At 62.2% G+C, this 20821-nt stretch carries 16 protein-coding genes and 1 pseudogene; 4 read left to right on the forward strand and 13 right to left on the reverse strand.

Annotation, left to right across the window (positions count from 1 at the left end; all coding sequences use genetic code 11):
- Positions 1-850 precede the first annotated feature (850 nt).
- The 4 genes from SKC42_RS25160 to SKC42_RS25175 form a co-directional block, all read right to left on the reverse strand.
- Positions 851-1612 carry a hypothetical protein gene (locus SKC42_RS25160; RefSeq protein WP_330966960.1) on the reverse strand — a complete coding sequence of 254 codons (762 nt, stop codon included), beginning with the start codon at positions 1610-1612 and terminating at the stop codon, positions 851-853.
- A gap of 6 nt (positions 1613-1618) precedes the next feature.
- Entirely contained in the window at positions 1619-2137 is a 519-nt protein-coding gene (locus SKC42_RS25165) for a phage tail protein (RefSeq protein WP_330966961.1), read from the reverse strand.
- A 9-nt stretch (positions 2138-2146) separates the two neighbouring features.
- Positions 2147-3727, reverse strand: a complete 1581-nt coding sequence (locus SKC42_RS25170; protein WP_330966962.1) for a phage tail sheath family protein — start codon at positions 3725-3727, stop codon at positions 2147-2149.
- 116 nt (positions 3728-3843) lie between these two features.
- Positions 3844-4179 carry a hypothetical protein gene (locus SKC42_RS25175; protein WP_330966963.1) on the reverse strand — a complete coding sequence of 112 codons (336 nt, stop codon included), beginning with the start codon at positions 4177-4179 and terminating at the stop codon, positions 3844-3846.
- 352 nt (positions 4180-4531) lie between these two features.
- Between SKC42_RS25175 and SKC42_RS25180 the strand changes: the two genes are divergently transcribed.
- The 4 genes and pseudogenes from SKC42_RS25180 (at position 4532) to SKC42_RS25195 (ending at position 11728) form a co-directional block, all read left to right on the forward strand.
- A complete protein-coding gene (locus SKC42_RS25180) occupies positions 4532-7435 on the forward strand; it encodes an eCIS core domain-containing protein (protein WP_330966979.1) in 2904 nt (967 codons plus the stop codon).
- A 993-nt stretch (positions 7436-8428) separates the two neighbouring features.
- Positions 8429-9325: an eCIS core domain-containing protein gene (locus tag SKC42_RS25185; protein ID WP_330966964.1), complete on the forward strand. Its 897-nt coding sequence runs from the start codon at positions 8429-8431 to the stop codon at positions 9323-9325.
- Entirely contained in the window at positions 9325-9828 is a 504-nt protein-coding gene (locus SKC42_RS25190) for a hypothetical protein (protein ID WP_330966965.1), read from the forward strand. The genes SKC42_RS25185 and SKC42_RS25190 overlap by 1 nt, the downstream gene beginning before the upstream one ends.
- A gap of 383 nt (positions 9829-10211) precedes the next feature.
- A pseudogene (locus tag SKC42_RS25195) lies at positions 10212-11728 on the forward strand (IS1634 family transposase).
- Between the two features lie 246 nt (positions 11729-11974).
- On the opposite strand, the gene SKC42_RS25200 reads toward SKC42_RS25195, so the two are convergent.
- The 9 genes from SKC42_RS25200 to SKC42_RS25240 form a co-directional block, all read right to left on the reverse strand.
- Positions 11975-13192, reverse strand: coding sequence for an MFS transporter (locus SKC42_RS25200; RefSeq protein ID WP_330966966.1), 1218 nt, complete (start codon positions 13190-13192; stop codon positions 11975-11977).
- 82 nt (positions 13193-13274) lie between these two features.
- A complete protein-coding gene (gene thiD / locus SKC42_RS25205) occupies positions 13275-14135 on the reverse strand; it encodes a bifunctional hydroxymethylpyrimidine kinase/phosphomethylpyrimidine kinase (protein WP_330966967.1) in 861 nt (286 codons plus the stop codon).
- A complete protein-coding gene (locus SKC42_RS25210; RefSeq protein ID WP_330966968.1) occupies positions 14132-15139 on the reverse strand; it encodes a thymidylate synthase in 1008 nt (335 codons plus the stop codon). Before SKC42_RS25210 ends, thiD begins: the two co-directional genes overlap by 4 nt.
- Before the next feature lie 64 nt (positions 15140-15203).
- Positions 15204-16145 (reverse strand): phosphotransferase family protein, encoded by a 942-nt coding sequence (locus SKC42_RS25215; RefSeq protein WP_330966969.1) that lies wholly within the window; start codon positions 16143-16145, stop codon positions 15204-15206.
- A complete protein-coding gene (locus SKC42_RS25220; protein ID WP_330966970.1) occupies positions 16142-16648 on the reverse strand; it encodes a nucleoside 2-deoxyribosyltransferase in 507 nt (168 codons plus the stop codon). The genes SKC42_RS25215 and SKC42_RS25220 overlap by 4 nt, the downstream gene beginning before the upstream one ends.
- Before the next feature lies 1 nt (position 16649).
- Complete coding sequence (locus tag SKC42_RS25225; protein ID WP_330966971.1) at positions 16650-17570, reverse strand: deoxycytidylate deaminase; 921 nt, start codon at positions 17568-17570, stop codon at positions 16650-16652.
- Entirely contained in the window at positions 17567-19108 is a 1542-nt protein-coding gene (locus SKC42_RS25230; protein ID WP_330966972.1) for an HAD-IA family hydrolase, read from the reverse strand. The genes SKC42_RS25225 and SKC42_RS25230 overlap by 4 nt, the downstream gene beginning before the upstream one ends.
- Entirely contained in the window at positions 19105-19818 is a 714-nt protein-coding gene (locus SKC42_RS25235; RefSeq protein ID WP_330966973.1) for a TenA family protein, read from the reverse strand. Before SKC42_RS25235 ends, SKC42_RS25230 begins: the two co-directional genes overlap by 4 nt.
- Before the next feature lies 1 nt (position 19819).
- Positions 19820-20812 carry a cupin-like domain-containing protein gene (locus SKC42_RS25240; protein ID WP_330966974.1) on the reverse strand — a complete coding sequence of 331 codons (993 nt, stop codon included), beginning with the start codon at positions 20810-20812 and terminating at the stop codon, positions 19820-19822.
- Positions 20813-20821 lie beyond the last annotated feature (9 nt).

A 20821-nucleotide genomic window follows, 5' to 3' on the forward strand; every position in this document is an offset into this window, starting at 1 on the left:
GGCCGCTCACACCTGTCCGAAGCCATATGAACTGTGCGGGCGGCTGAGCCGTTGGCTGGCCGGTGGGGTCGGCGCAGGTGCCGACCTGGCAACGGCGGGTGGCGGCCCCGGCGGGGGTGCCGGGGCGGTGGTGATGACCTCGATGCTGCCGATGTGTACCTGCGTGCCTCTCGATGGTGGGGGCTTGCGTTCAACGGTGGGTGTCGGCGGGGGAGCGCCAGCCGGGCCGGGGGCGTGCGTGGTGGTCATGGGTGGTTGGACAGGCAGAACTGCTGCGGTCGGAAGTTCTTGGAAAGCAGAAGGTTTCGCCGATGCGGCAGCCGGTGGTGTCGACAACTCGGTCAGCCGTTGGAACGCAGCGGCGGCCACGGCGGGCAGTCGCACCGGCCCCGCGGGCGGCACCGGCGGGGGTGTCGAGGCGCTCTTCTCGCTCGATCGCGGCCCCGAGCTCTCGCCATTCGCCCGCGGTGGCGCCACGTCGACTTCGGATGTGCAAGCCACCGCGGAAAACGCGGGCTGCTGCACTCGGGGTTCGGATGGTCGGGGGATCGTTGGTTGTACCGGGACATGCTGTGGCGGAGAAGATTCCGGTGACGGTGATACTGGTGGTGCAGCGGGTTCCGTTTCGGTCCGCGCGGCGGTTTGTCCGCTGATCTCGGGGGCTGACTGGCGGCTCTCATCGGGTGGCGGGGGCGCGGCCACGGGCTGCCCCGCAGTGCGATGGGTAAGCCCGTCATCGACAACCGAGGCGGGGCGGGTCGGACCCCAATCGAGCTGCCGCGGCGCCCGCGCCATGGCGCCGGCGGCGCGATCGGCGTCATCGAGCAGTCTGCTGAAGTAGCTCCGAGGTTTAGGCAACCGCGACCCCCAGCTGCGAGTGGTGGCGCCCGGCAATCATGTCGGCGTAGCACCGTCTGCGCGCCGAAGGCAGGTCAAGGATGGCGGTGTCGCTCCAGTGGTACATCGACGCGATGAGGTTGACGTCGTCGTACACCGAGGCGGCGACGAACCGCAGCTCTGCCATACACAATTCGCGTGCGTCGAGGTCGAATACCACGCTCGCCGAGCACTCCGGACATGTGCCGGACACATCGGCGCGCAGGGTGGGGGCCAGCCGGGCAAGGGCGGTTTCGACCGCCCGCGCGGCGCGCGCCGTCACCGGGCCTCGGGTGCATGACCGCAGCAGTGCTGCTCGCGGCACGTCCGACTCGAGGCTCGAGACGACGTCGGCCACGGCGGGGATCCGAAACGACACGTCGGGCATGTGCCGCAATGTCAGCCAGCCGTCGCTGCCAGGCACGGCACTGCGCGACGGCCGCGGACGGTGATAGGCGGCATAGTCGGCGATGCTGAGTTGCAGGTCGATGATTGCCGCGCACCGATCGCAGCTACCCTCGGCGACCAAACTGTCGCCACGCAGTTCGCGCCTGTGGCCCACGATCAGCCAGTCCAAGTCCCCGACCGGCAACCGCGCCACATCGACATCGACGCACACCGACAGCCATTTGACCGTGCCGGCGAGGCCGGGCGGGCTGTCGGCGAGCGCGATGTCGTCGTGCCCGTTCGACGGCCGCCATCGTGTGCATAGGCGGCTGATCGGCAAAGTGATCATGGTTGTTTAGAACTCTTTTGGCTCCGTGAGCGACAGGTCGTGCTCCCAGCCTTCGTTCTCGACTTTGATGTGCTCGATCGCCACGGCGCTGGAGCCGGCGTCGAGGTCAGGTAGCGCCTGGTATTCCGACACCCACGCGCGGTGTACGAGGTAGCGGTGCACCGGCTGGCCCTGCTCGTTGAGCAGTTCGATGCGGATTTCCTTGCGCAAATGGGCCAGCGACGACGACGGCGCGCCTTTGTCGAGTACCTGTGCGGCGTTGGCCCACAACTCGAACGCGTTGTCGTGGGTAACACCACGTTCCATGGTGATGGGCTCATACTTGGTCCGACCGATGCCCTTGCGGATGATCGCGTACCCACCCTCCTTGTACTCGACGACATCGGCGGAGCGCTTGACCGCGGTCACCTTGCTCAGCCCGGCAACCGGTGAAGTTGATCCCTCGAAGTAGACCAGGAACCGGTAGCTCTTATAGGGGTCAAAGCGTGAGATGTTGACGGAGAACGGTTTTAGCGGCGCAGTCATCGTGGCCTCCTACGACTGGGTCTGGCCGGCGAGCTGGGCGATCTTGATGATCACAAACTCGGCCGGCTTGAGTGGGGCGAACGCGACGACGATGTTGACGATCCCGTTGGCCTGATCGTCGGGCGTGGTAGTGGTCGCATCGCAGACCACCTGGAACGCCTGGCTGGGCGTGGAACCCTGGAACGCGCCCTGGTTGAACAGTCCCAGCATGAAGTTGTCGATCGTGGTCTTGATCGACACCCACAGCGGAACGTCGTTGGGCTCGAAGATCACCCATCCCAGCGACTGAAGCAATGACTGTTCGAGGAACAGCGCCATTCGCCGTACCGGCACGTACTTGTACTGCTGAAAGGCGGGATTGGCGGCCACCAGGGTGCGCGCACCGAAGACGACGGTGCCGATACCGGGAAGCGTGCGCAGGCAATTGACCCCGATTGGGTTGAGGGTGCCCTGGCGCGCATCAGTCATCCGCCCAGACGCCACCACACCCGTTGTGTTCGACACCAGCGCCTCGTAGCCCGCCGGCGCTTTCCAGACGCCCCGGTTGGTGTCCTCGCGCGCGATCACGCCCGCGACAAAGCCCGACGGCGGCAGGGACAACGGAGCGCCGGTCGCGGGATCGCTCGACACCAGGTACGGGAAGTACAGCGCGCCGTTTTGGCTCTTGGGCACCAAATTGGTCATCACGTCGGCGATCAACGGCAGCGGGTTGCTGGTCGGGTCCGCGGCAGCATCGGCGGGCGGGTCCACCACCACAAAGGCGCGTTTGCGCTCTGCGAACGCCAGCGCCTCGCCGACCACTCCGACATCTGAGATCCCCGGTGTGAGAAGGAGATTAAAGATCGGAATCTTGTCCAGCGCCCGGTCGGCATCGAATGCCGCCGTGAAGTCCCCCGGGAAGAAGGTGGTGAACGGGTTGGTCGGCAGGTGACCATCGAGCGCAGTCGCCGACTGCTCCGCCCAGGCCGTCGGGTAGGCGGCGGTGGGCGCTACAGTCACCAGGGAGGACACCGGATTGGCGGTCGTGCCGATCCGCTTCTCGATGAAGTTGGTGGTATCTGACGAATCGAGCGTCACGCCTCGGTATGACTCGGCGCGGCCGCCGTAAGTGATCGTCATATCGGCCAGGTCATTGGTGTTGCTGCCGCTGCTCTGACGAGCGTGTATCGAGACCTGCAGGGTTTGGTTGGCGTCGACAGGCTCGAGCCCGGTGAAAGTGATGCCGTGGTTCGCATCGCCCACCAGCAGGGTCGGATTGGTGATAGCGGTTGGTGTGTTGTTGCTCAAGTCGTGAAATTCGGGCTGCAGCGCGATGATCCAGGCATCCGCGCCGCCATTGGCGAAGAACTGGAAGACCGCTCGGCCGACGTCGTCGGCCAGCCAGTCCACATCAAACAAACCGCCGAATTCTCGCTCATAGTCACTGAAGCTGAAGACCTCAATAGCCGCGCCGTAATTCCGAGGCTTTGTCTTATATGGGTGTGTGTAGCCGACGAACACCGTCACCGAGGTGGGTGCTGCCGTGATCGTGTGCGCGTTGCTAAGGACCTCTTCGATGTAGAGGCCGGGATATGTTGGCGTGACCGGCATGTGGGGTTTCCTCCCTCAGACGTACTGCAGGTCGGTGGCGGCGACGCAAGCTGTGCGTCGGCTCCTGTGCATGGCCGGGCGTCCAAACACCGCGACAGCTGCCCGCACAACTACGGTCATGCTTGGCCACCGCCCGCTTGGCCGCCGCCACCGGGCTCGGCAGCTCCGCCGGCGTTGCCGCCGCCAGACTGGCCACCCTCACCTGCGGAGGCGGCGGACGGTGCCGGCGTTGGAGCCGGGAGGAGTTCGCCGATGGCGGCGCGGGCCTGAGCGACCGCCTCGATGGTCGCCTCGTTCGCAGCGAGGACCGCCACCTTCTTCCATGCGTTCGTCACTTGCACGGCCGATCCACTGAACTGCAATGCCGACAAAGGGATGACATGTTGTGCCCCGTTGCTGTCATGAAAACTGACCGGCGACGAGCCAATTACAGCGACGTGGGAATCCGCCATCGCGCGCTCCGTTCGTAGATCGACGACCAATCGTGTCCGACGCGGGATCGTGGTGTCGTCAACGCAATGTATCGATGTGCGTATCAGGAGAAAACCGGCATCGACCGTGCCCTTATCGACCAGTCAGAATGGGTCAGGCTGAACCGCACACGATCACCAGCGCGCCCGGAGCGCAACGCCGGGCGCGTAACCAGGGTCAAGCGGGCAAGGAAGGTGAGCGATGCTGACTCCCCAGATCGCGACGCAGACAACGGCGGCCACGTCCTCGACGCGTAGCTCCGTACCGCAGTCCAACGGGCGGGCGACGGGATCCCGCGGCGGCACAACACATACCCGTGTCCGCCGCGAAGCCATGGACAACCAGTCAGCGCTGAGCCGACCCGAGACCAGTGACCATGGGTGGACGCCCCTATCGGGAGTCCGGCACCCAGAACCGAGTCGGCATCAACACCACGCCATAAACCCATCACTGGACTTCGCGCGGCGTCCCGTCGTCGAACCCAGACCCGGTCAGGCAACCATCTATCCGGCGCCGGCGAGCCACGGCGACCCTGCGGCAGACCACCGCGCCGCTGACGCAGCGCACCCGCAGCAGCTCCGCGCCGGCGCGCCCGCCCCCAAGCAGCCCTGCCGCCACCCAGCACTGCAGCGGAAATGTGATTGCGCAGGCACCTGCGCGGAATGCCAATCAGGACAGTCGGAACAACACCCGCGGTGGCTGCAGCCGAAGGCTAGTGACGGCGGCCTAGAACACAGCACGGCACCGCCGCTGGTCCACAGTGTCTTGCAATCACCCGGCGAGCGGCTCGACGCTGGCACCCGAAGGCTCATGGAGCCACGCTTTGGCGTCGACTTCAGTACCGTGCGGGTGCACGCCGATCCCACGGCGGCCGAATCGGCTCGCCAAGTCCACGCGCACGCATACACCCAAGGCGAGCACATCGTCTTTGCGAAAGGCCGCTACGCGCCCACGACAGCCGAGGGTCGCAAACTGATCGGACACGAGCTCACCCACGTCGTGCAGCAGGCCGCCGGCCGCGTGACGTCGCCGGCAGCAGGAGGTGGGGCGTCCGTGGCCACCGACGGCGACCTCGAGCACGAAGCCGACGTCGCCGGCGAGACCGCGGCACGGGGCGGGGCCGTTGACGTGCTCGGCACGGCCGGCGATGGAGGCACACAGCTCAAGGCGGCCAATGGTTCGATCCAGCTCGACGCTAACTCCGAGGATTTCAAACAGGGGTATGAGGACGGCGTGAATGGCCGAGACCCGGCCCCGGGACCACGCAGCGAGGACGCTTTCACCGACTACAACGAGGGCTACACCAAAGGCCATTACGAATTCACCCAGCAAACCGCGTCGCAAGCGGCGGCCGCCCCCTCACCCCAGGCGCCGGCAGCGCAGAACGCCGCCCCGCCACCACCAGCCCCAGCCCACGCGGCACCCCAAGCACCCGCGCCCGGGGGCTCGCAGCCGTCGGCGGACTACACACAGGGGTATCAAGACGGCCTGAGCGGTGCGGACTCGGCGCCCGGGCCACGCGACGCGGACGCGCTCACCGAGTACGACGACGGCTACGCCCGGGGACATCACGAATTCACGCAGCGAACAGCCTCGACGCCACCGGGAACGCAGTCCGACGACTACAAACAGGGCTATCAGGACGGCGTCAACGGTGGCGAGGCAGCGCCGGGCCCACGGCAGGGCGATGCCCTGACGGACTATAACGAGGGTTACGCGAAGGGGCACAGCGAATCCAGTCCGCAGCAGCCGGCTGCGGCCGATGCGGGAGCAGCAAACGCGGGCTCAGCCGACGACTGCCTGGCCGGATTCGACGTGAAATCGGCGAGCGCGAGCGACAAACTGGGCAAGGCCCTCTTGTGCTCCAAGGACACCATCGGCGAGGAGATCTACAACAATCTCGTCGGCTCCCTGGAGATGATGGTTGGGTTGTCGATTGCTTTTACTCTCCTGCAATTCGTTCCGGGTGCCAATGTTCTCGTTGACGGGGTCGCCGTCATCGAGTTGATCAAGATCGCGGTTGAGGCGGGGCTCAACTACCAGATGGCCGTGGATATCGGAACCGACGTCGGGAAGTTCCTTAAGGGGGCCGGGGCGACAAGCAACGCTGAGGTAAAAGCCGCCGGCGCGGCGCTCGCCAGGGCCGTCGGCGCATCCACCGTCCTGGTGTTGATGCTGTTGATCGGCGGCAAAGGAAAGCGGGCGTCGGGTGAAACAAGCGCACCGCTGCCGCCCGGTGAATACCCCGCGGCGGGCAGGGGTGAAATCGCCAAAGTTACGATCCCTGAGGGCGAGAACGCCAGCCCGGCAGGCGAACCCAGGCCCGGCGAGGCCAGGCCGGGCGACACGAACGCGCCAGGCGCCGAGCCGTCCGAGGGATCCACACCGGGAGACAAAACCGCTGACAACGCCGGCCCCAATCGATCCGAGGCCGAAATGTCCGACGGCAAGCCAGTCGCCGGCGAGGCGACCTCAGCTGACGGGACCAGGGAGGTCAAAGTCGGCGCGGACGGAATCTGTGAGGTCTGCGGATCGCCCTGCAAGGAGATACGAGCCAGGTATGCCGAGGCGCTCAAAGATCCAGGCCTGGAAGCCAAGCTTGAGACTGCGGAGGGAATCGAGGACTTCCCGAGCCGCGCGGCCGCGATTGCCAAGCTGATCCCAGAGCTTGAAGCGGCGTCGGGACGAGAGGGAAGCGAGTTGGGCAAGTTGGCCACCGAGCAGGCCGCCGACCAATCCAAAGACGTCGGCCTCACCGATGTCGATCCCAAGGATGCCAACGTGCTCGACCTCCCCGAATACCAGTCACACATCGCCGACGCGTCCGATGAATTCGCCCGGCTGCCCGACATCGAGAACCCCAAGAACATTGCCGGCAAGCCGGGGGCCCCTCCGGTTACCAGCGGTTGGGCGGGGGAGAAGGGCGCCGCGACCGAGCAGGCGCAAGCCGAGGGCAGAGAGGCCGGCCACGAGACGCAGCCGCACTATCGTGATCCCGCGGGCGGCGAAGGGCAGTACGAGAGTTCACATTCTGAGCGTCAACAGGCTGCCGGCACAACCGAGCAGGTATTCGCGTCGTCGAAGCCGCTATGCCCTGGGTGCCAAAGCTGGTTCGGTGCGCGCGCCGTCGCGCAGGGCCGCCCGCAGTTCGTCGCCGACCCGACCGGCGTGCACGTGTTCATGCCCAACGGCAGTCACACAGTGGCACCCCATCCATCTGGGGCGGTCACTCACTAGCCGGCGGGTCATTACTAGTGCACCAGCATCCTCGACCGCTCATCCCGCTGGTGAATACGTCGAACGTGGGGGAAAAGTTGAAACCACCAACACTTTTCCTCCATAAGACCCACGCTCGGAAACAGGAGCGAGGGCTGCACCCGAATTAACGACTCGGACGCTAGCCGGCGAAAGCCAGTCCGTTCTGGGTTTTATCGCAGTGGGGTGGGTTCCGCAGCACATACCCGCCGCCCGGACCGATCGATAATTGCGGCGATAATGACTCCGGCGGCGCCCCTGCCGACGGCGGTGCCCCCTCGATGAGACATCCATTCGGGAGCTGGTTGATAAGTCAACAGCCCGTCCGGTGGTTGGGCATAAGGCCGAATGTGGTCGAGGTCGAGGTCGAGGTCGAGGGCCGCTGGGCATATTGGCAGAAAGTCCACCTCGACCGTACGGGTGGCGGCGAGTCAGAATTAGCAGGGCGCCGAGACGCAGCGCCCGAAGGATTGGTGAGGCATGTTCGGCTCAAAGAGCGCCACTCAGGATTCGAAGGCGACTGTGAACCCGACAAGGCCTTCGCGCCACTTAATGCGCTCACGGCAGCTGCCACAGCCCGCTGAATCCGACAGTCTGTCCGTCCTCCAGCACGTGCAGCGGTCCGAGCTGCCTTTTCTGCAACCCTCCTTATCAAGGTCGCGCCTCGAATCGACCAGCCACCACCGTGTTCGGCCCACTGTCAACGTTGCGTCGAGGAACGGTCCATCCGCCTCTCTCGCCGAAAGTCTCAGCGCAGGTTTCGGCTGGGACATTGGTCTGAGCGCGCCAACGGCTGGCCTTGTCGGGCCGATCCAACGCTGCTCGGGAATGGCTTGCGGCTGCAATCCCGCCGACTGCAGCGATCGGGATCAGCTCGACCGATCCATTGACGACAAAGGCGCAGGTGCCCCTATTGCCCTCATTGATGCACTTAACACGCCGGGCATCCCTCTGCCAACCGAGGTCCGAGCCCGGATGGAGCGCCGCTTCGACACGGTCGGCGCCTCAGTCCCGATCTCGGCGGCGCGCTCTTCCCCGCAGCAAACGAGCCTGATAAGCGATCCACGTTCGGCTGAGGAGCGCGAGGCCGACGCCATCGCTGAAAGGATCACCGCATCAAACGACGCTTCACTGGAGCCGAAACTTACTGTGCGACACGATTTCCGCGAGGTCCGCATCCATACTGACCACCACGCAGCCCTCGCATCCCGTGCTATCGACGCGTCCGCATACACCATTGGTTCGCACATTTTCTTCAGCGGTGGCCAATACACTCCGGGTACACCGAGCGGCGACCAGCTACTCGCCCACGAGCTTACCCACGTCGTACAGCAGGGCAAATCGCATTCGTCGACAATCAGCCGGACGGCTGAGGGAGGGCCGTACCACCCTCCCGAGGGTACCGAGCTGAGCTGCAGTATGTCCGATGACTGCTCAACCATCTCGCTGAAGATCAACTATCTCAAGCACACAATCAAGCGCCATCGGGAATGGGACTTAACTCATCCCGATGCGAATTATCCAGGGGGACGTCATCTCGCAGAGATCGAAGACCTCACGCGCGCTCTGGAAAACTGTGTAAACATCGCCCAAATCAAATGCAGAGACCAGCCGCATTACATCCCCGTGCCCGAGTCGGTACCCGAAGAGTCTCCCGAGCAGCGGCGCGAGCGGATAAAAGACCAGATCTATGAGGCCCTGCCGTACGCGATAGCCGTGGTGGTCATCGGGCTAATAATCGCATGCATCGTGGCCGAGCCGTGTGGAGCAGTGGTTGTCGGTGCTCTCGCCGGAATCCTCTCCGAGGAGGCACTCGCGACTGTGCTCGGCATTCTCGCCAGTAATGGTGTACGAGTGGTGACTCAAGAATAATGACCAGCCAAACCGGACACGGTCCGGTCCCGTTAACGCGGCTGGAGGAATGGGCTTCGGCGGCCGATCCTCAACTGCGGTACTTAGCATTCCACACGGTTTACGTTCATCCTGGGGATGTGCCGGGGCTCTCTGGAGCGCGGCGCATCGAGCTCTGCATCGAGTTCCTTGAAGAGGCGCTCGCTGGAACGTTCGGATCCGCCCTGCCCGACGGCCCCTACGTGTGGGCGCACACAGTCCTTGGCTGGCTGAACCAGCTGTCAACGTCCAAGGACCCCAACGCGGATCCTGCAAAAGCGGCCATTCTTGCGATGCTCCAGCGACTTGCGCGCAGCGACGATCAACGGACACGAGAGGTCGTTCTCCTCGGGGTGCTAGAACACGCATTTGACGATTCTGAACTGCGAGCGCTGTTCGATGGCTGGGCGAGCGATCCCGAACTCGCAACGCTCCACCGCGAAGCTCTCCGCCTAAGCGGCGCTATCGACGGCGGCTCGAACTAGGCTGTACGACAACTGTTTCCGCTGCAACCCAGGCTTGGAACACATGTCGCGATTCCAGTTGTCTTCTACATCGGTGCCCCAGATTCATTGAGAATGCCGCAGGGGCAGTTTCATGAATGAAATTCCTGTCTGCATGTTCCGTTGTGTAAATCGATGTTTCGAGGCTGTTCCGGGGGGAGGGGGATTAGTGTGCGCCGATCCCTTGGGTGAGGTTGCCGCAGTGCGGTAGTGGGGGCGGTCGGTAGTGGGGGCGGTTTCTGAATCCCGGGGCCCGACTTAGGACATTTTTTGGGAGTCGGTGACGGCCCAGTGCTTTGACCTGTGGGTTAGTGTGTTGCCGGCCGAAAATTTGCACACTAAATATGGCTTCGTAGGGTGCTGGGGTGACCTACGTGCGCACCGTGAAGACAGCCTCGGGCGCGGTCGCCGTGCAGATCGTGTGGTCCACGAGGCGCGGGTCACGCCAGATCGAGCACTTGGGTTCAGCCCATGATGACGGTGAGGTCGAAGCGCTCAAAGCCGCTGCTCGCCAGCGGCTGGCCGAAGGCCAGGGCGCCCTAGACCTGGGCATCGAGACGACCGGCACCGATGGCGAGCCGCTGGAGCTGCTGGCCACGAAATCCAGCCACCTGTGGGATGCGCTATGCGCCGCGTATCGGGTGATGGGATTCGATACCGCTGTCGGCGGTGATGCGGTGTTCCGGGATCTGGTGCTCGCGCGGATCATCGAACCGACCAGTAAGGCCGATGCGTTGCGGGTGGTCGCCGAGGCCGGCGTGGCCGCCGTCGATTACCGCACCGTGACACGACGCCTCCCGAAGTTCGCCAAACCCGCTGTCCGCCAACAACTGTCAGCGGCATGTGCAGCGCGGGCCGGGCTGGGACCGGCGTCACTGGTGCTCTACGACGTGTCCACCCTGTACTTCGAGACTGACACCGCAGACGGGTTCCGCGAACCCGGGTTCTCCAAGGAGCGACGCCTGGAGCCGCAAATTACCATCGGCTTGCTCACCGACGTTTCGGGCCTGCCGCTGGCGGTCGAGGCATTCGAAGGCAACAAGGCCGAGACCGCCACCATGCTGCCGGTCATCAACGCATTCAAGGCCGCCCACAACCTGACCGACGTGACCGTGGTCGCCGACGCAGGCATGATCTCCGAAGCCAACCAGGTCGATCTAAAGGCTGCTGGCCTCTCCTACATCCTGGGTGCGCGGATCCCGTTCCTGCCCGACGTGGTGCGCGAATGGCGTGACAAGCACCCCGAAGAAGCAGTCCCGGACGGGCTGGTGCTGACCCAGCCCTGGCCGGCAACCAGCAGCGAGAAGACCCGCGGGATCCCGGATCGGGTCACCTACTACCAATACCGGCACGACCGGGCTCGGCGCAGTCTGCGCGGGATCGACGAGCAGGTCGCCAAGGCCCAACGCGCCGTCGACGGACACGCCGCGGTCAAACGCAACCGGTTCATCAAGCTAGCCGGTGCCACCAAGACCGTCGACCGTGCGTTGGAGGCAAAGAGCCGGGCACTGGCCGGGTGGAAGGGCTATACCACCAACCTCACCGACCAGTCTGCGGAGTTCGTCATCGGTGCATATCACCAGCTCTGGCGCATCGAGAAGGCCTTTCGGATGTCTCCAAGCACGACCTACAGGCCCGCCCGATCTACCACCACAAACGCGAGTCCATCGACGCCCACCTGACGATCGTGTTCGCAGCCATGGCCGTCAGCCACTACATCGAGACCCGAACCGGTTGGAGCATCAAGAAATTCGTGCGGACCGCACGCCGCTACCGCACCGTGCAAATCAAAGCCGGCCGCCAAATCCTGACCGCCGCAGATCCACTACCCGACGACCTCAGCCAAGCCATCGCAGCGATCACCCCGGGCCGTGCACACTAAATTGTCCTAAGTCGGGACCAGAGAGGACCACCCACACCGGGCCCAAGGAACCCGGCGGAACCCGCTGACCGGGCGGTTCAGCCACCCCCAACGCCCGAAATTCGGGATCAACAAACAAATCCGAAACCTACCAGGCCAGCACATCAACCGTGCGAAAGATCCGGGTTAGTGTTGCGTGTCGTTAATTCGTTTACGTCTGGTTGTGCGGAAGAATGTGGGCCATGTTGAATCATCGCAGGATGCAAATCAGGCGCTTCGAGCGGCCGGATCTTTGGCGAGCTGGGGCTTCGAGATCATTCGTTCTATGCACAACATGCCGGGAATTGCCACGATGTTCAGGATCCCTAAAACGAGCCAGGGGAGTCGATGGTTGAATTGGAAAAGTGTTGTGAAAAACGTTGGAGCAATGATTCCGGATATCACGAACGAATACTGGAATGAGGCGAGGTAGCGTCCACGCGCGGTAGGCGGGGACAAGGCTGTAGCCAACGCCATCGAAAGAGGAGCGTGGATAAGTTCGGCCGTGGTAAACAGCACGGTCGCTGCAAATAGGGCGAGGATGGTCCATTCTTGTTCGGCCGAATCTAGGATCGCCACCGCTATACACCACGCCGCCCATAGTCCTGCTGCCGTAGCGATCACTCGGGTTCTACGGTAAGGCGCCAGTCTTCTCACTACCGGAGCGGCGAGTACGGCTAGCGCTACTGTGTTCGCAACCAAGAGGACCGGAGCCAACCACGATGGGCCGTGCAGCGCTTCGGCTACGAAAACGGGCATGCTCAAGGCAAGCATTCGGCTGGACAGCGCGAAGACTGTGTTGATGCTCACGAACGAGATGAACAGGCGATCCCGCAACATCGTTCGGTAGCCCTGTGTTGAGGTGTCATCCTCAAGTGGTGTAACGCCTCCTCTCGGGCTTCGGACCGCGGTTGCAACCGCGACGGCCGCGGCGAGAAAGCATGCGGCGGAGCCACGTGCGATCGTCCGATATGCCGCGTCGGTGCCGATTGCTACGACTACCGACGTTATGAGGCCACCGATACTGATTCCCGCTGTGCGCGCCATGTTCGCCCAGGCATACCAGCTGTCTTTGTTCGCAGACGGTGAGTTGCTGCCATCTACCAAATCGGCAATCGCGGTGAATACGCATGCCCAGAAGCAGCGCACACCCGAAGATACGAGGCCGACGGCAAATAGAATGCCGTACGGTCCAGCGACCGCACTGTAGAGCAGGTAGCCCATGCCCTGGATGACTTGGGCTGCTATGACCACCCGTCTGGCGCCGAGACGATCGGCGAGCCAGCCTGCGAGTAGCGGGGCTGGCAGACTGATCACGTTGGCGAAGCTGACCAGAATACCGATCATGCCGATCGGCACGCCGGTCATTTTGACGAAATAGACCAGCGACAACGGCATGAACAAGCCGTATCCGACCGCATCGACAATCAGCGCACCGATCAACATCGGCCCGCCTCTGCTACGTACTATTACTCGGTATCCTTGCGCAACTCGCGGCGACAATAGTGCTCTCCTCGGGCGTACTCCGCTAAGAACTGTTGACGATCTTCGATTTCCTTCGCTGATACGTCTGGCCGATACCGAGCATGTCGACCGGATGAACGCCGTTGCCGACTGAAATCAGGCCGGCACGAACGCCTTCAGCAGCCAGCTGCGTCGCTTGTTCGGCTGCTACACGTGTGGGCGTTCCAGATGCTAACAGCCCGGTTAGCAGCGCAGAGTGGGAACAACCGGCACCGTGCTCGGCGCCGGTCACGTAGCCAGGGCGGAACAACTCATGGGAAATCGCGTCCTCGGCGTACCATTCACCGCCATCTACTCCGCCGCACGTCACCACCGCCGCGGCGGCGCCGAATTCGACTAAGCGCTCTGCCATCTCGCATGGGGTTCCGTCCGAAAGGCCAGTCAGCATCCTGGCCTCACTGATATTCGGCGTTATGACAGTGGCGATTGGAAACAACCACCGGCGGACGGCGTCGACGGCACAGGCGCCGGCCAACTTGGCACCGGCCGCTGTCACCATCACGGGATCGACCACGATAGGAGTGTCCAGCTCGCCGAGTCTTTCGGCCACAGCCTGGATATGTGCAGCACTCCATGTCATGCCCACCTTGATAGCGTCGACATCGATGTCGGACAACACGGCATCCAGCTGCGTCAGCACCGTATCGACCGGCACGGTGAAGCGGTCCATGATTCCATTGGTGTTCTGGGCAGTTACTCCAACAACGACCGTCGCTGCGTAACAGCCCACCGCAGCCATGGCTTTGATGTCGCCTTGAATTCCTGCTCCTCCGCTGGAATCGGATGAGCCAATCGTTAGCCCCACCGGCACGCTAGAGGCAGCCGACGCCAATATTGTTGGACCGTTGTCGTCGCGGTTCGTCATGATGCGGTCGCATAACTGTCACACCAGCAGTTTTCAAGCAACTGGCCGTATAGCGGATCGAGCAGGGCAAAGAGGTCTGGATCGGTCTTTCCGGCGTGTTTGCGATAGGCATGCAGGCACAGCAATGCCAGCACTTGTGTCCAGTAGTGCGACAGGCCAAGTCGTTCGATGTCCGCACGATTTGGGTGGCTGCGCCCCGTACGCAGCAACGCCTCGTAGGTGAGCACTTCCCGGATCGCCGGCCAGTTATCGCCGGCCGGCATCGCCGGAAAGGGATCAGCGTGGGTGCTGGCATCAGGATCGGCCAACACCCGGTCGGCGCGTTCGCGATCGTTATCGTACAGGTGATACGAGCCAGCGATATGAGTATAGCTGCCGACATCGAGATCCAATTGGTGGGCGAGCACTTCCTGCAGGAACGTGAAGGAGAACACGTCGCTCGCAGCGCCGCGATAGGCGTCGTTTGCGCGCATGAAACTCACTGCGTGCAACTGTCCTTCACGGACTAAATACTGCAGTCCGATGGTGCACGCGACGTCGATGTTGCCCGCTATGAGCAGTTCCTCGGGCGCGAAGATCTGTATGAGAGCGCGCTTGGAGTCGGGGTCTGCGCGCAGCGTATTCACTACGCTATCCCATTGGTCGAAACCTGCGCCGCCGCAGTTGAAAATGCGGGGTCCGTATGCGGTGCCGCGCAGCGTGTGCCCGTCAGTGGAGTACCTGTCCATAGACGGCGCGTAGAACCGTATGAAATCGAGTGAATTCGATCCAGAAAGATACCACAAAGCCTCGGCGAAATTGAATACAATGTTTGTTCGACGGCTTGGCACTCGAATAACTCGCTCGCGGGGGTTGACGAGTCGATATGCAACGCCGAGGATCTCGCGACTGTGATATCCGCGGGGTGAGTTGCAGAACTCTGGCTGGTCGCGCACCCTTCGCAGATGTGCCAAATATGCTTGTTGAAAAGTCTCGTAAGAATGGGTAAACCACGCAGCGGTCATATGGCTCTCCTTTACATTTTCCGCATCTGATCGCAGCAGAGTAGACAATCTCCGACTGTCACAGTTAGGCTCGTGAGGACAGCCAGTGTTCGAGGCGCATTCGGTATTCCGGTACGAGGTCAGGCTGCCATTTGGCGAAGTAGGCAAGCTGATTCAATGCGTAGAGCCCGATTCCCAGACGCAGACGTACCGGATCCGACGGCGCTGCGGAAAAGTGCTCGAAATAGCTTCTTAAGAAGGGCTCTTTACTATCGGGCCACCACTCGAAAAGGAGTTCGCTAAGCTTACCGAAATCGGCGAATCTGTCCGAGAATCGCGCAGCCTCGAAATCCAGAAGTGCCACCGGTTTACCGCAGTCGACAAGAATGTTATCCAGATACAGATCGCCATGAGTCAGCGACGCTCGGCAGGTCGGTCCGAGTTCGGCGATGGCTTGGTCGAAGGCCGTTTCGATCGTCGTGCGGTCGGTAGGGAGGATGTCCTCAAACACCGTGGACAGGGCTGCGGAAACTTGTGCTGCAACCGCAACGGGCCAGCTTTGCGCACCCGCGTCGACCGCGACGTCGCCGAAAGTATCGCGCCTCACTCCGTGTAGGCGGCCGATCCAATCGCCGAGTCTGGCGGCTATCTCACGGATATCGGCCCGACCTGCGCGCACGGCAGTGGTTGCGTTCTCACCCGGCAGCAGCTCCTGGACAATCACCGGGAGTCCTAGACGGGTGGTCGAGGCAAAGGTTCGGTAGTGCACAGTCGGGATGCCCGCGCGGCGAGCCAGTTCCGTCGCAATCAGGGTGGCGCGAGCATGCTCCACATTGGTATTGCGGCCGGGGATGCGCACCAGCACGGCTCCGTCGCTAGTGTCGGCTCGCCAGAGTCGGTTGCTGTAACTGCTGGGTCCGCGGCTAACGGACGATACGACCAGATCGGGGCAGATGTCGGCGAGGGTGTCGGCAACGTCGCGCGCCGTTATCTTGGCGACTTGGTGTATACCAGGGTTCGAACTCATGCGCCGCACACTGCGATGACCGCATCCTTGAGCGCCGAGAATTCGAATTCGCCGTTGATTATTTCAACTATCGCCGTTTTTGTGATGTGGCGCAGCCCGTACACCATCAACGCATGGTCCTCATCTTTTTCCAGCAGCAACACGATGGGCTTACCCATCGCCGATGCCCAGCCCAATTCGATATGTGTGCCAAGCGACGCCGGTGGTCCGGGTACGGCCACAATAAGATCTGATGCGGCGATCTCATCATAGTCGAGTTTGGTGAAGTCGTCGGGTTCCAGGAAGGCCTCGCCCCAGCTTTCGCGTCGGTGTGCGTTATGGACGGTGCAGCCGCTGCCTTCAAAATAATGGATCAGCCGCTCAAAGCGTGTTCGATCCCGTGCTTGCATGACTCCGGTTGTCGGATCGACAAGCTTAAAAAAGGGGCCGGCAACAAAAACGGTTCTCACCCCTAGCTTTGTCGCGATGGTTTCGGTTATCCCGGAATTGTCTTTGGTATGCAATTTATCTCCTTATTCTTGCGGCTGCCCGCATCTGATGGGCGAACAAGAGTTCGTAGGCACCTGGCCCGACACCGGTGAATGGCAACAGAAGCATTCTGTCGGAGCCGTCCAGGGTCGTGCTAATAGAGTCGGCGTGGAACGGAGGCGGTTTAGCCAATTGCCGACCCAGGAAAACCACACGTTTGAGCCCCGCGCAAACTAGATGTCGCAAGCATTGTCGGCATGGCTGTGCAGTAACGTACAGGCTCTTTCCTTTAACGGGAATTCCGGACCTTGCGGCGGACAGCATTGCGGCCATTTCGGCGTGCACCACCCGGCCGAGCGATTCGAAACTTTGTGCTAATGCTTCACCATGCCCGACACCGAGTGAATCCTGATCGGAATCGAAGTCGGCCAGCAATACGTCGGCTGTCCGGGCCGGCGAAGACGGTAAGACGGTCCCCATTCGCGATAGCAGCTCAAGCAGCCGCGTCACGGTTCCGTTGCGCGCAGTCGTCGCCGGGTCGACACCGTAGACGATGTCACGGGCGTCGGTGCTGTCGCCATCCCAATACTGCCCGCCACCGGACGTCGGCACTTCTGCAGTGCCTAAGGCGACCACTTCGCCGTTGTTATCGGCCAGCGCGGCGCCAACTCCGCCTCGCATTGCTGCCGACCGCAGCGCAGCGCCGTAGGCTGCATGCATCGCGTATTCGCCGCGGCTGGGTGTGATGCGGCGCCTCAGAGTCACGAGATCAGCGAGTCGTTTGAGTCCAATCCCGTCGCGATCGGTGATGAACAGTTGTTGATGCACCGAGTCAACGCCGAGGTCGGCGTCGATGGTGACGATGCGTACACAGTCCGTCGCATCCGATGTTGACTCGATCAACTCGGTTATCTGCTCTCGTAGGTGAGCGTCCTCCGCGGTGACTCCGATCGTCACGCCACGGCCCCACTTGTGGAGACAAGTTCGATTGCATCAAGCGCGTCGACTACAGCGTCGGCGTGGGACAAGTTGGAATGTATGGTCACCCGGTTGGGAACGACGACACACCGCAGCCCTGCCGCTTTAGCGGCACTGATACCTTTCGCTGAATCTTCGAATGCGACGACTCTTTCTGCTGACAATCCCAGCGAAGCTAACGCAATGAGATATCCGTCTGGGGCCGGCTTGGGCGCGTGGCCTTCGCCAGAGACAATCAGTCGAAATCCATCGGGATCGACGCCCAGCGCCATCATTTGCCGTTCGATCCATTTCAGCGGCGAGTTGCTCACCAACCCGACAACAATTCCTCGGTCCTGACACCGCTGCAGAAATCTGTGTACGCCGGGCAACACGGTGAGCAAGAAATCGCGGCGTGTGCGGCGCGCCTGTTCCATGCTGTCTCGGTCTAGTATTGTGCCCGCGATTTCTTCCAGTTCCTGCCACGGCGACAAAGGATCGTCACCACCGCAGCGCTGCGCCCATGTCGTGATCGCTAAGTTCCCCCCATAGCGGGCATACAGCTCATGCCATGATTGCCACCCCGCGTATTCAGTGTCGATGAGCAAACCATCGAAATCTATTAGCACTGCACAGCATTCGAGCCGAATCGGGGTGATCACATCATTTGGCATTACAACGGTGTCCACGATGTGACGGGCCAGCTCGGAATTGCGGTGCTGCTCGAAAGCATTGTCGAAGTACCACCGAGATACGAACAGATTGCGCCACAGCGAGTACAGTGGGCCCAACTGCGCCACTCGCTCGCGCAGATATTTATCGGCCCCATAGCCATCAAGGACATCCTCGATGCGTTGTGGATCCAAGTGTGTGAGCACCACGAGATCCATTGCGGGATCGCCCCATCCGGCGTCGCCAAAATCGATGAGAATGATCTGGTTTCGGTGGGCCAGCAAGTGGCGGGCCTGCAGATCCCCGTGTAATAGAACGGCACTAGCCGGTCCGGCGGCGGCCAACACACGCATCGAATAGCGACGAACGGCATCGGATTCGTGTTGGTTGAGAAGCCCACGTGCGACAGCGTCCTTGCATTCTGTTGCAATCCGGTGGTCGACGTGGCTGCGCCAATGCACGCCGCCTTCGCAGAACATCGCCATGTCTGGCGGAATCGGACAATCGTGCAGCGCCCGTACCGCTCCACCCGCCGTCCGCCACGCCCCCGCGGCATCTGCCAGTGTCACGCTGGTTGGGATTTCTTCGAGCACAAGCAACCAGGAGCCGTGGAACCCGTGCCACAGCATCCGAGGAACCGGCGCTCCGCCGCGCGCTGCCGCCAAGAGGCCCGCAGTTTCGCGGCGATGCCGGACGCCGTCGGCATCGATCTTGACCACGACCTTGCGGCCGTTGGGGAGCTGCGCATGGCATACCGCCCGGTTGTCCCAGTTGACTACCGGCGTTTCGAGCTGAACACCAGAGCCGAACCGCAATTCCAGGCCGTCGCGAGCATGCTCAATACGCCGAGTCGACTCGTCAGTCATAGGTCAGTGAGCTGGGGTTGGAAGTCTGAGAGGGCCACGGTTGGCCATGACTGACCAGGGTTGAGGGCATCGTCGAAGACTGCGACCTGATGTTGGGTGCTGCGGACGAACAAGCGAACAAGGTGCTCGCGGCGGCTAGGCTCGCGGGCGACTTCGTCTTCCATCATCTGTTCGTGCGCTTCGAGCATTTGATACATCTGCTTGTCTGCATAAATCCGTGCCCACCTCCGGTACGCCTCGGGGCCCGGGATCTCGACCGATTCGAAGCGACGGCCCACGAGCCGGGTAAAAAACGTGCACGGGAGTAACGCGGCAGCGGTCTCGGCTGTAGTACCTTCGAGCGCCACACGGACCAGATGGTTCGCGTAGGCCTCCCGCCGCGGCGACAGCGCCCAGCGGTCGAACCGCGGGTTTCGCACCCCGAGTGCTTCGAGGATTTCCTTCTTTGTGGCAAGTTCGTTGGCGACAAACACCTGACTCAACATCTTTGCCGCTGTATGAGACCACTTCGACCCCACCGGAGCTTTCGCCAGCGCCAGTGCCACTGTCTGGTGCAGATAGGGGATGAACGGTGCGTCGTCGAGCTGGAAGTGAACGAATCGCTCGATAGGAAGCAGTCCCTGTTCCAGCGCCTGAAACCAAGGATGGTTTTCATAACGCGTCCATGCCGGTCCCGCCGCGGAAATGCATTCCTCGAGTAGTGATCCCACCTCACGCCCCCTTCCGGGTCGACACCGCGCCGAGCAGATCGGCTGCGGTGACATTCAGCTGTCGCACACGCACCAATGCTTCGACAAATTCACTTTCGAGTTCTGCAAAATGTGCGCGATTGTCACGTAGAAAGTTCACGATGGTGTCCACGTCGAACACTGGCTGGTTGGTCAGATCACGCAGCGAGGACCGTTGACTGAACTGGAATAGCGACACATCCGGGGACTGCGAGGTGTTGAACCGGGTTGGCATCGAGATATTGCCGTCATCGAGGGTAACCACCTGATGCATCCAGAAGGGCGGAACGTAGAGAACCTCACCCGGCGCCAAGATGCCCTGATAGACCTGCTCGAGTTCATTGAGCACCGGAGCATCCTCCGGCAGAATGTCGGCGTGCGCCAGGTCGTAACGAGCCTCGGCAGGCCAGTTATGCTGCAGCTGCACGGCATCAAACGGGTGCACCATCGTATAGCGCTTGTGTCCGGATATTTGGAACAGCAGGCCATGCCACTGATCGTTGTGGAAGGGGGTAGCGTTTCCGGCCTGCCCCATCCAGATACCGGTCCACTGCGGATTGAATTCGCGTCCGGTGTAAGGGATTTCGAAGTCGGGCGACAGCTTCTCGTATACCTCGGATCCTGGTTCGACTCGAAGGTAGTAGGACAGGTTCGGATCGCGTCTCTCGATACCGAAGATGTGTCGAATAATCTCACCGAAGCGCGTGGTGACTGTGTTGTTAACTTGTTGCAGCACAGTGCCCTGGAGTGAAGCGTTCGTCATGAATGCCGTGACCTGTTCATCACCGCACCGCTCGACTAGATAATCGGCGGTCCACTTGCCGATAGCTTCCCATTGACCGGCGACACCCTCTATGACGAGAGGGAGGCCTCCATAACCGGCCCAATCGCCAGGTTGGGCCTCGTCGGGGCGGGCCGGCGGCAGGCCGGTGATCCTTGGCGCGCAGCGGATAGTGGGCTGACCGGTCGTAATCATTGCTCTGTT

Source organism: Mycobacterium sp. 050134, assembly GCF_036409085.1.
Classification (GTDB): Bacteria; Actinomycetota; Actinomycetes; order Mycobacteriales; family Mycobacteriaceae; genus Mycobacterium.

Coding starts and splice junctions, on each gene's coding strand:
- SKC42_RS25160 (WP_330966960.1), bottom strand. CDS start 1,612: ATGATCACTTTGCCGATCAGCCGCCTATGCACACGATGGCGGCCGTCG.
- SKC42_RS25165 (WP_330966961.1), bottom strand. CDS start 2,137: ATGACTGCGCCGCTAAAACCGTTCTCCGTCAACATCTCACGCTTTGAC.
- SKC42_RS25170 (WP_330966962.1), bottom strand. CDS start 3,727: ATGCCGGTCACGCCAACATATCCCGGCCTCTACATCGAAGAGGTCCTT.
- SKC42_RS25175 (WP_330966963.1), bottom strand. CDS start 4,179: ATGGCGGATTCCCACGTCGCTGTAATTGGCTCGTCGCCGGTCAGTTTT.
- SKC42_RS25180 (WP_330966979.1), top strand. CDS start 4,532: ATGGACAACCAGTCAGCGCTGAGCCGACCCGAGACCAGTGACCATGGG.
- SKC42_RS25185 (WP_330966964.1), top strand. CDS start 8,429: ATGGAGCGCCGCTTCGACACGGTCGGCGCCTCAGTCCCGATCTCGGCG.
- SKC42_RS25190 (WP_330966965.1), top strand. CDS start 9,325: ATGACCAGCCAAACCGGACACGGTCCGGTCCCGTTAACGCGGCTGGAG.
- SKC42_RS25200 (WP_330966966.1), bottom strand. CDS start 13,192: ATGTTGATCGGTGCGCTGATTGTCGATGCGGTCGGATACGGCTTGTTC.
- thiD (WP_330966967.1), bottom strand. CDS start 14,135: ATGACGAACCGCGACGACAACGGTCCAACAATATTGGCGTCGGCTGCC.
- SKC42_RS25210 (WP_330966968.1), bottom strand. CDS start 15,139: ATGACCGCTGCGTGGTTTACCCATTCTTACGAGACTTTTCAACAAGCA.
- SKC42_RS25215 (WP_330966969.1), bottom strand. CDS start 16,145: ATGAGTTCGAACCCTGGTATACACCAAGTCGCCAAGATAACGGCGCGC.
- SKC42_RS25230 (WP_330966972.1), bottom strand. CDS start 19,108: ATGACTGACGAGTCGACTCGGCGTATTGAGCATGCTCGCGACGGCCTG.
- SKC42_RS25240 (WP_330966974.1), bottom strand. CDS start 20,812: ATGATTACGACCGGTCAGCCCACTATCCGCTGCGCGCCAAGGATCACC.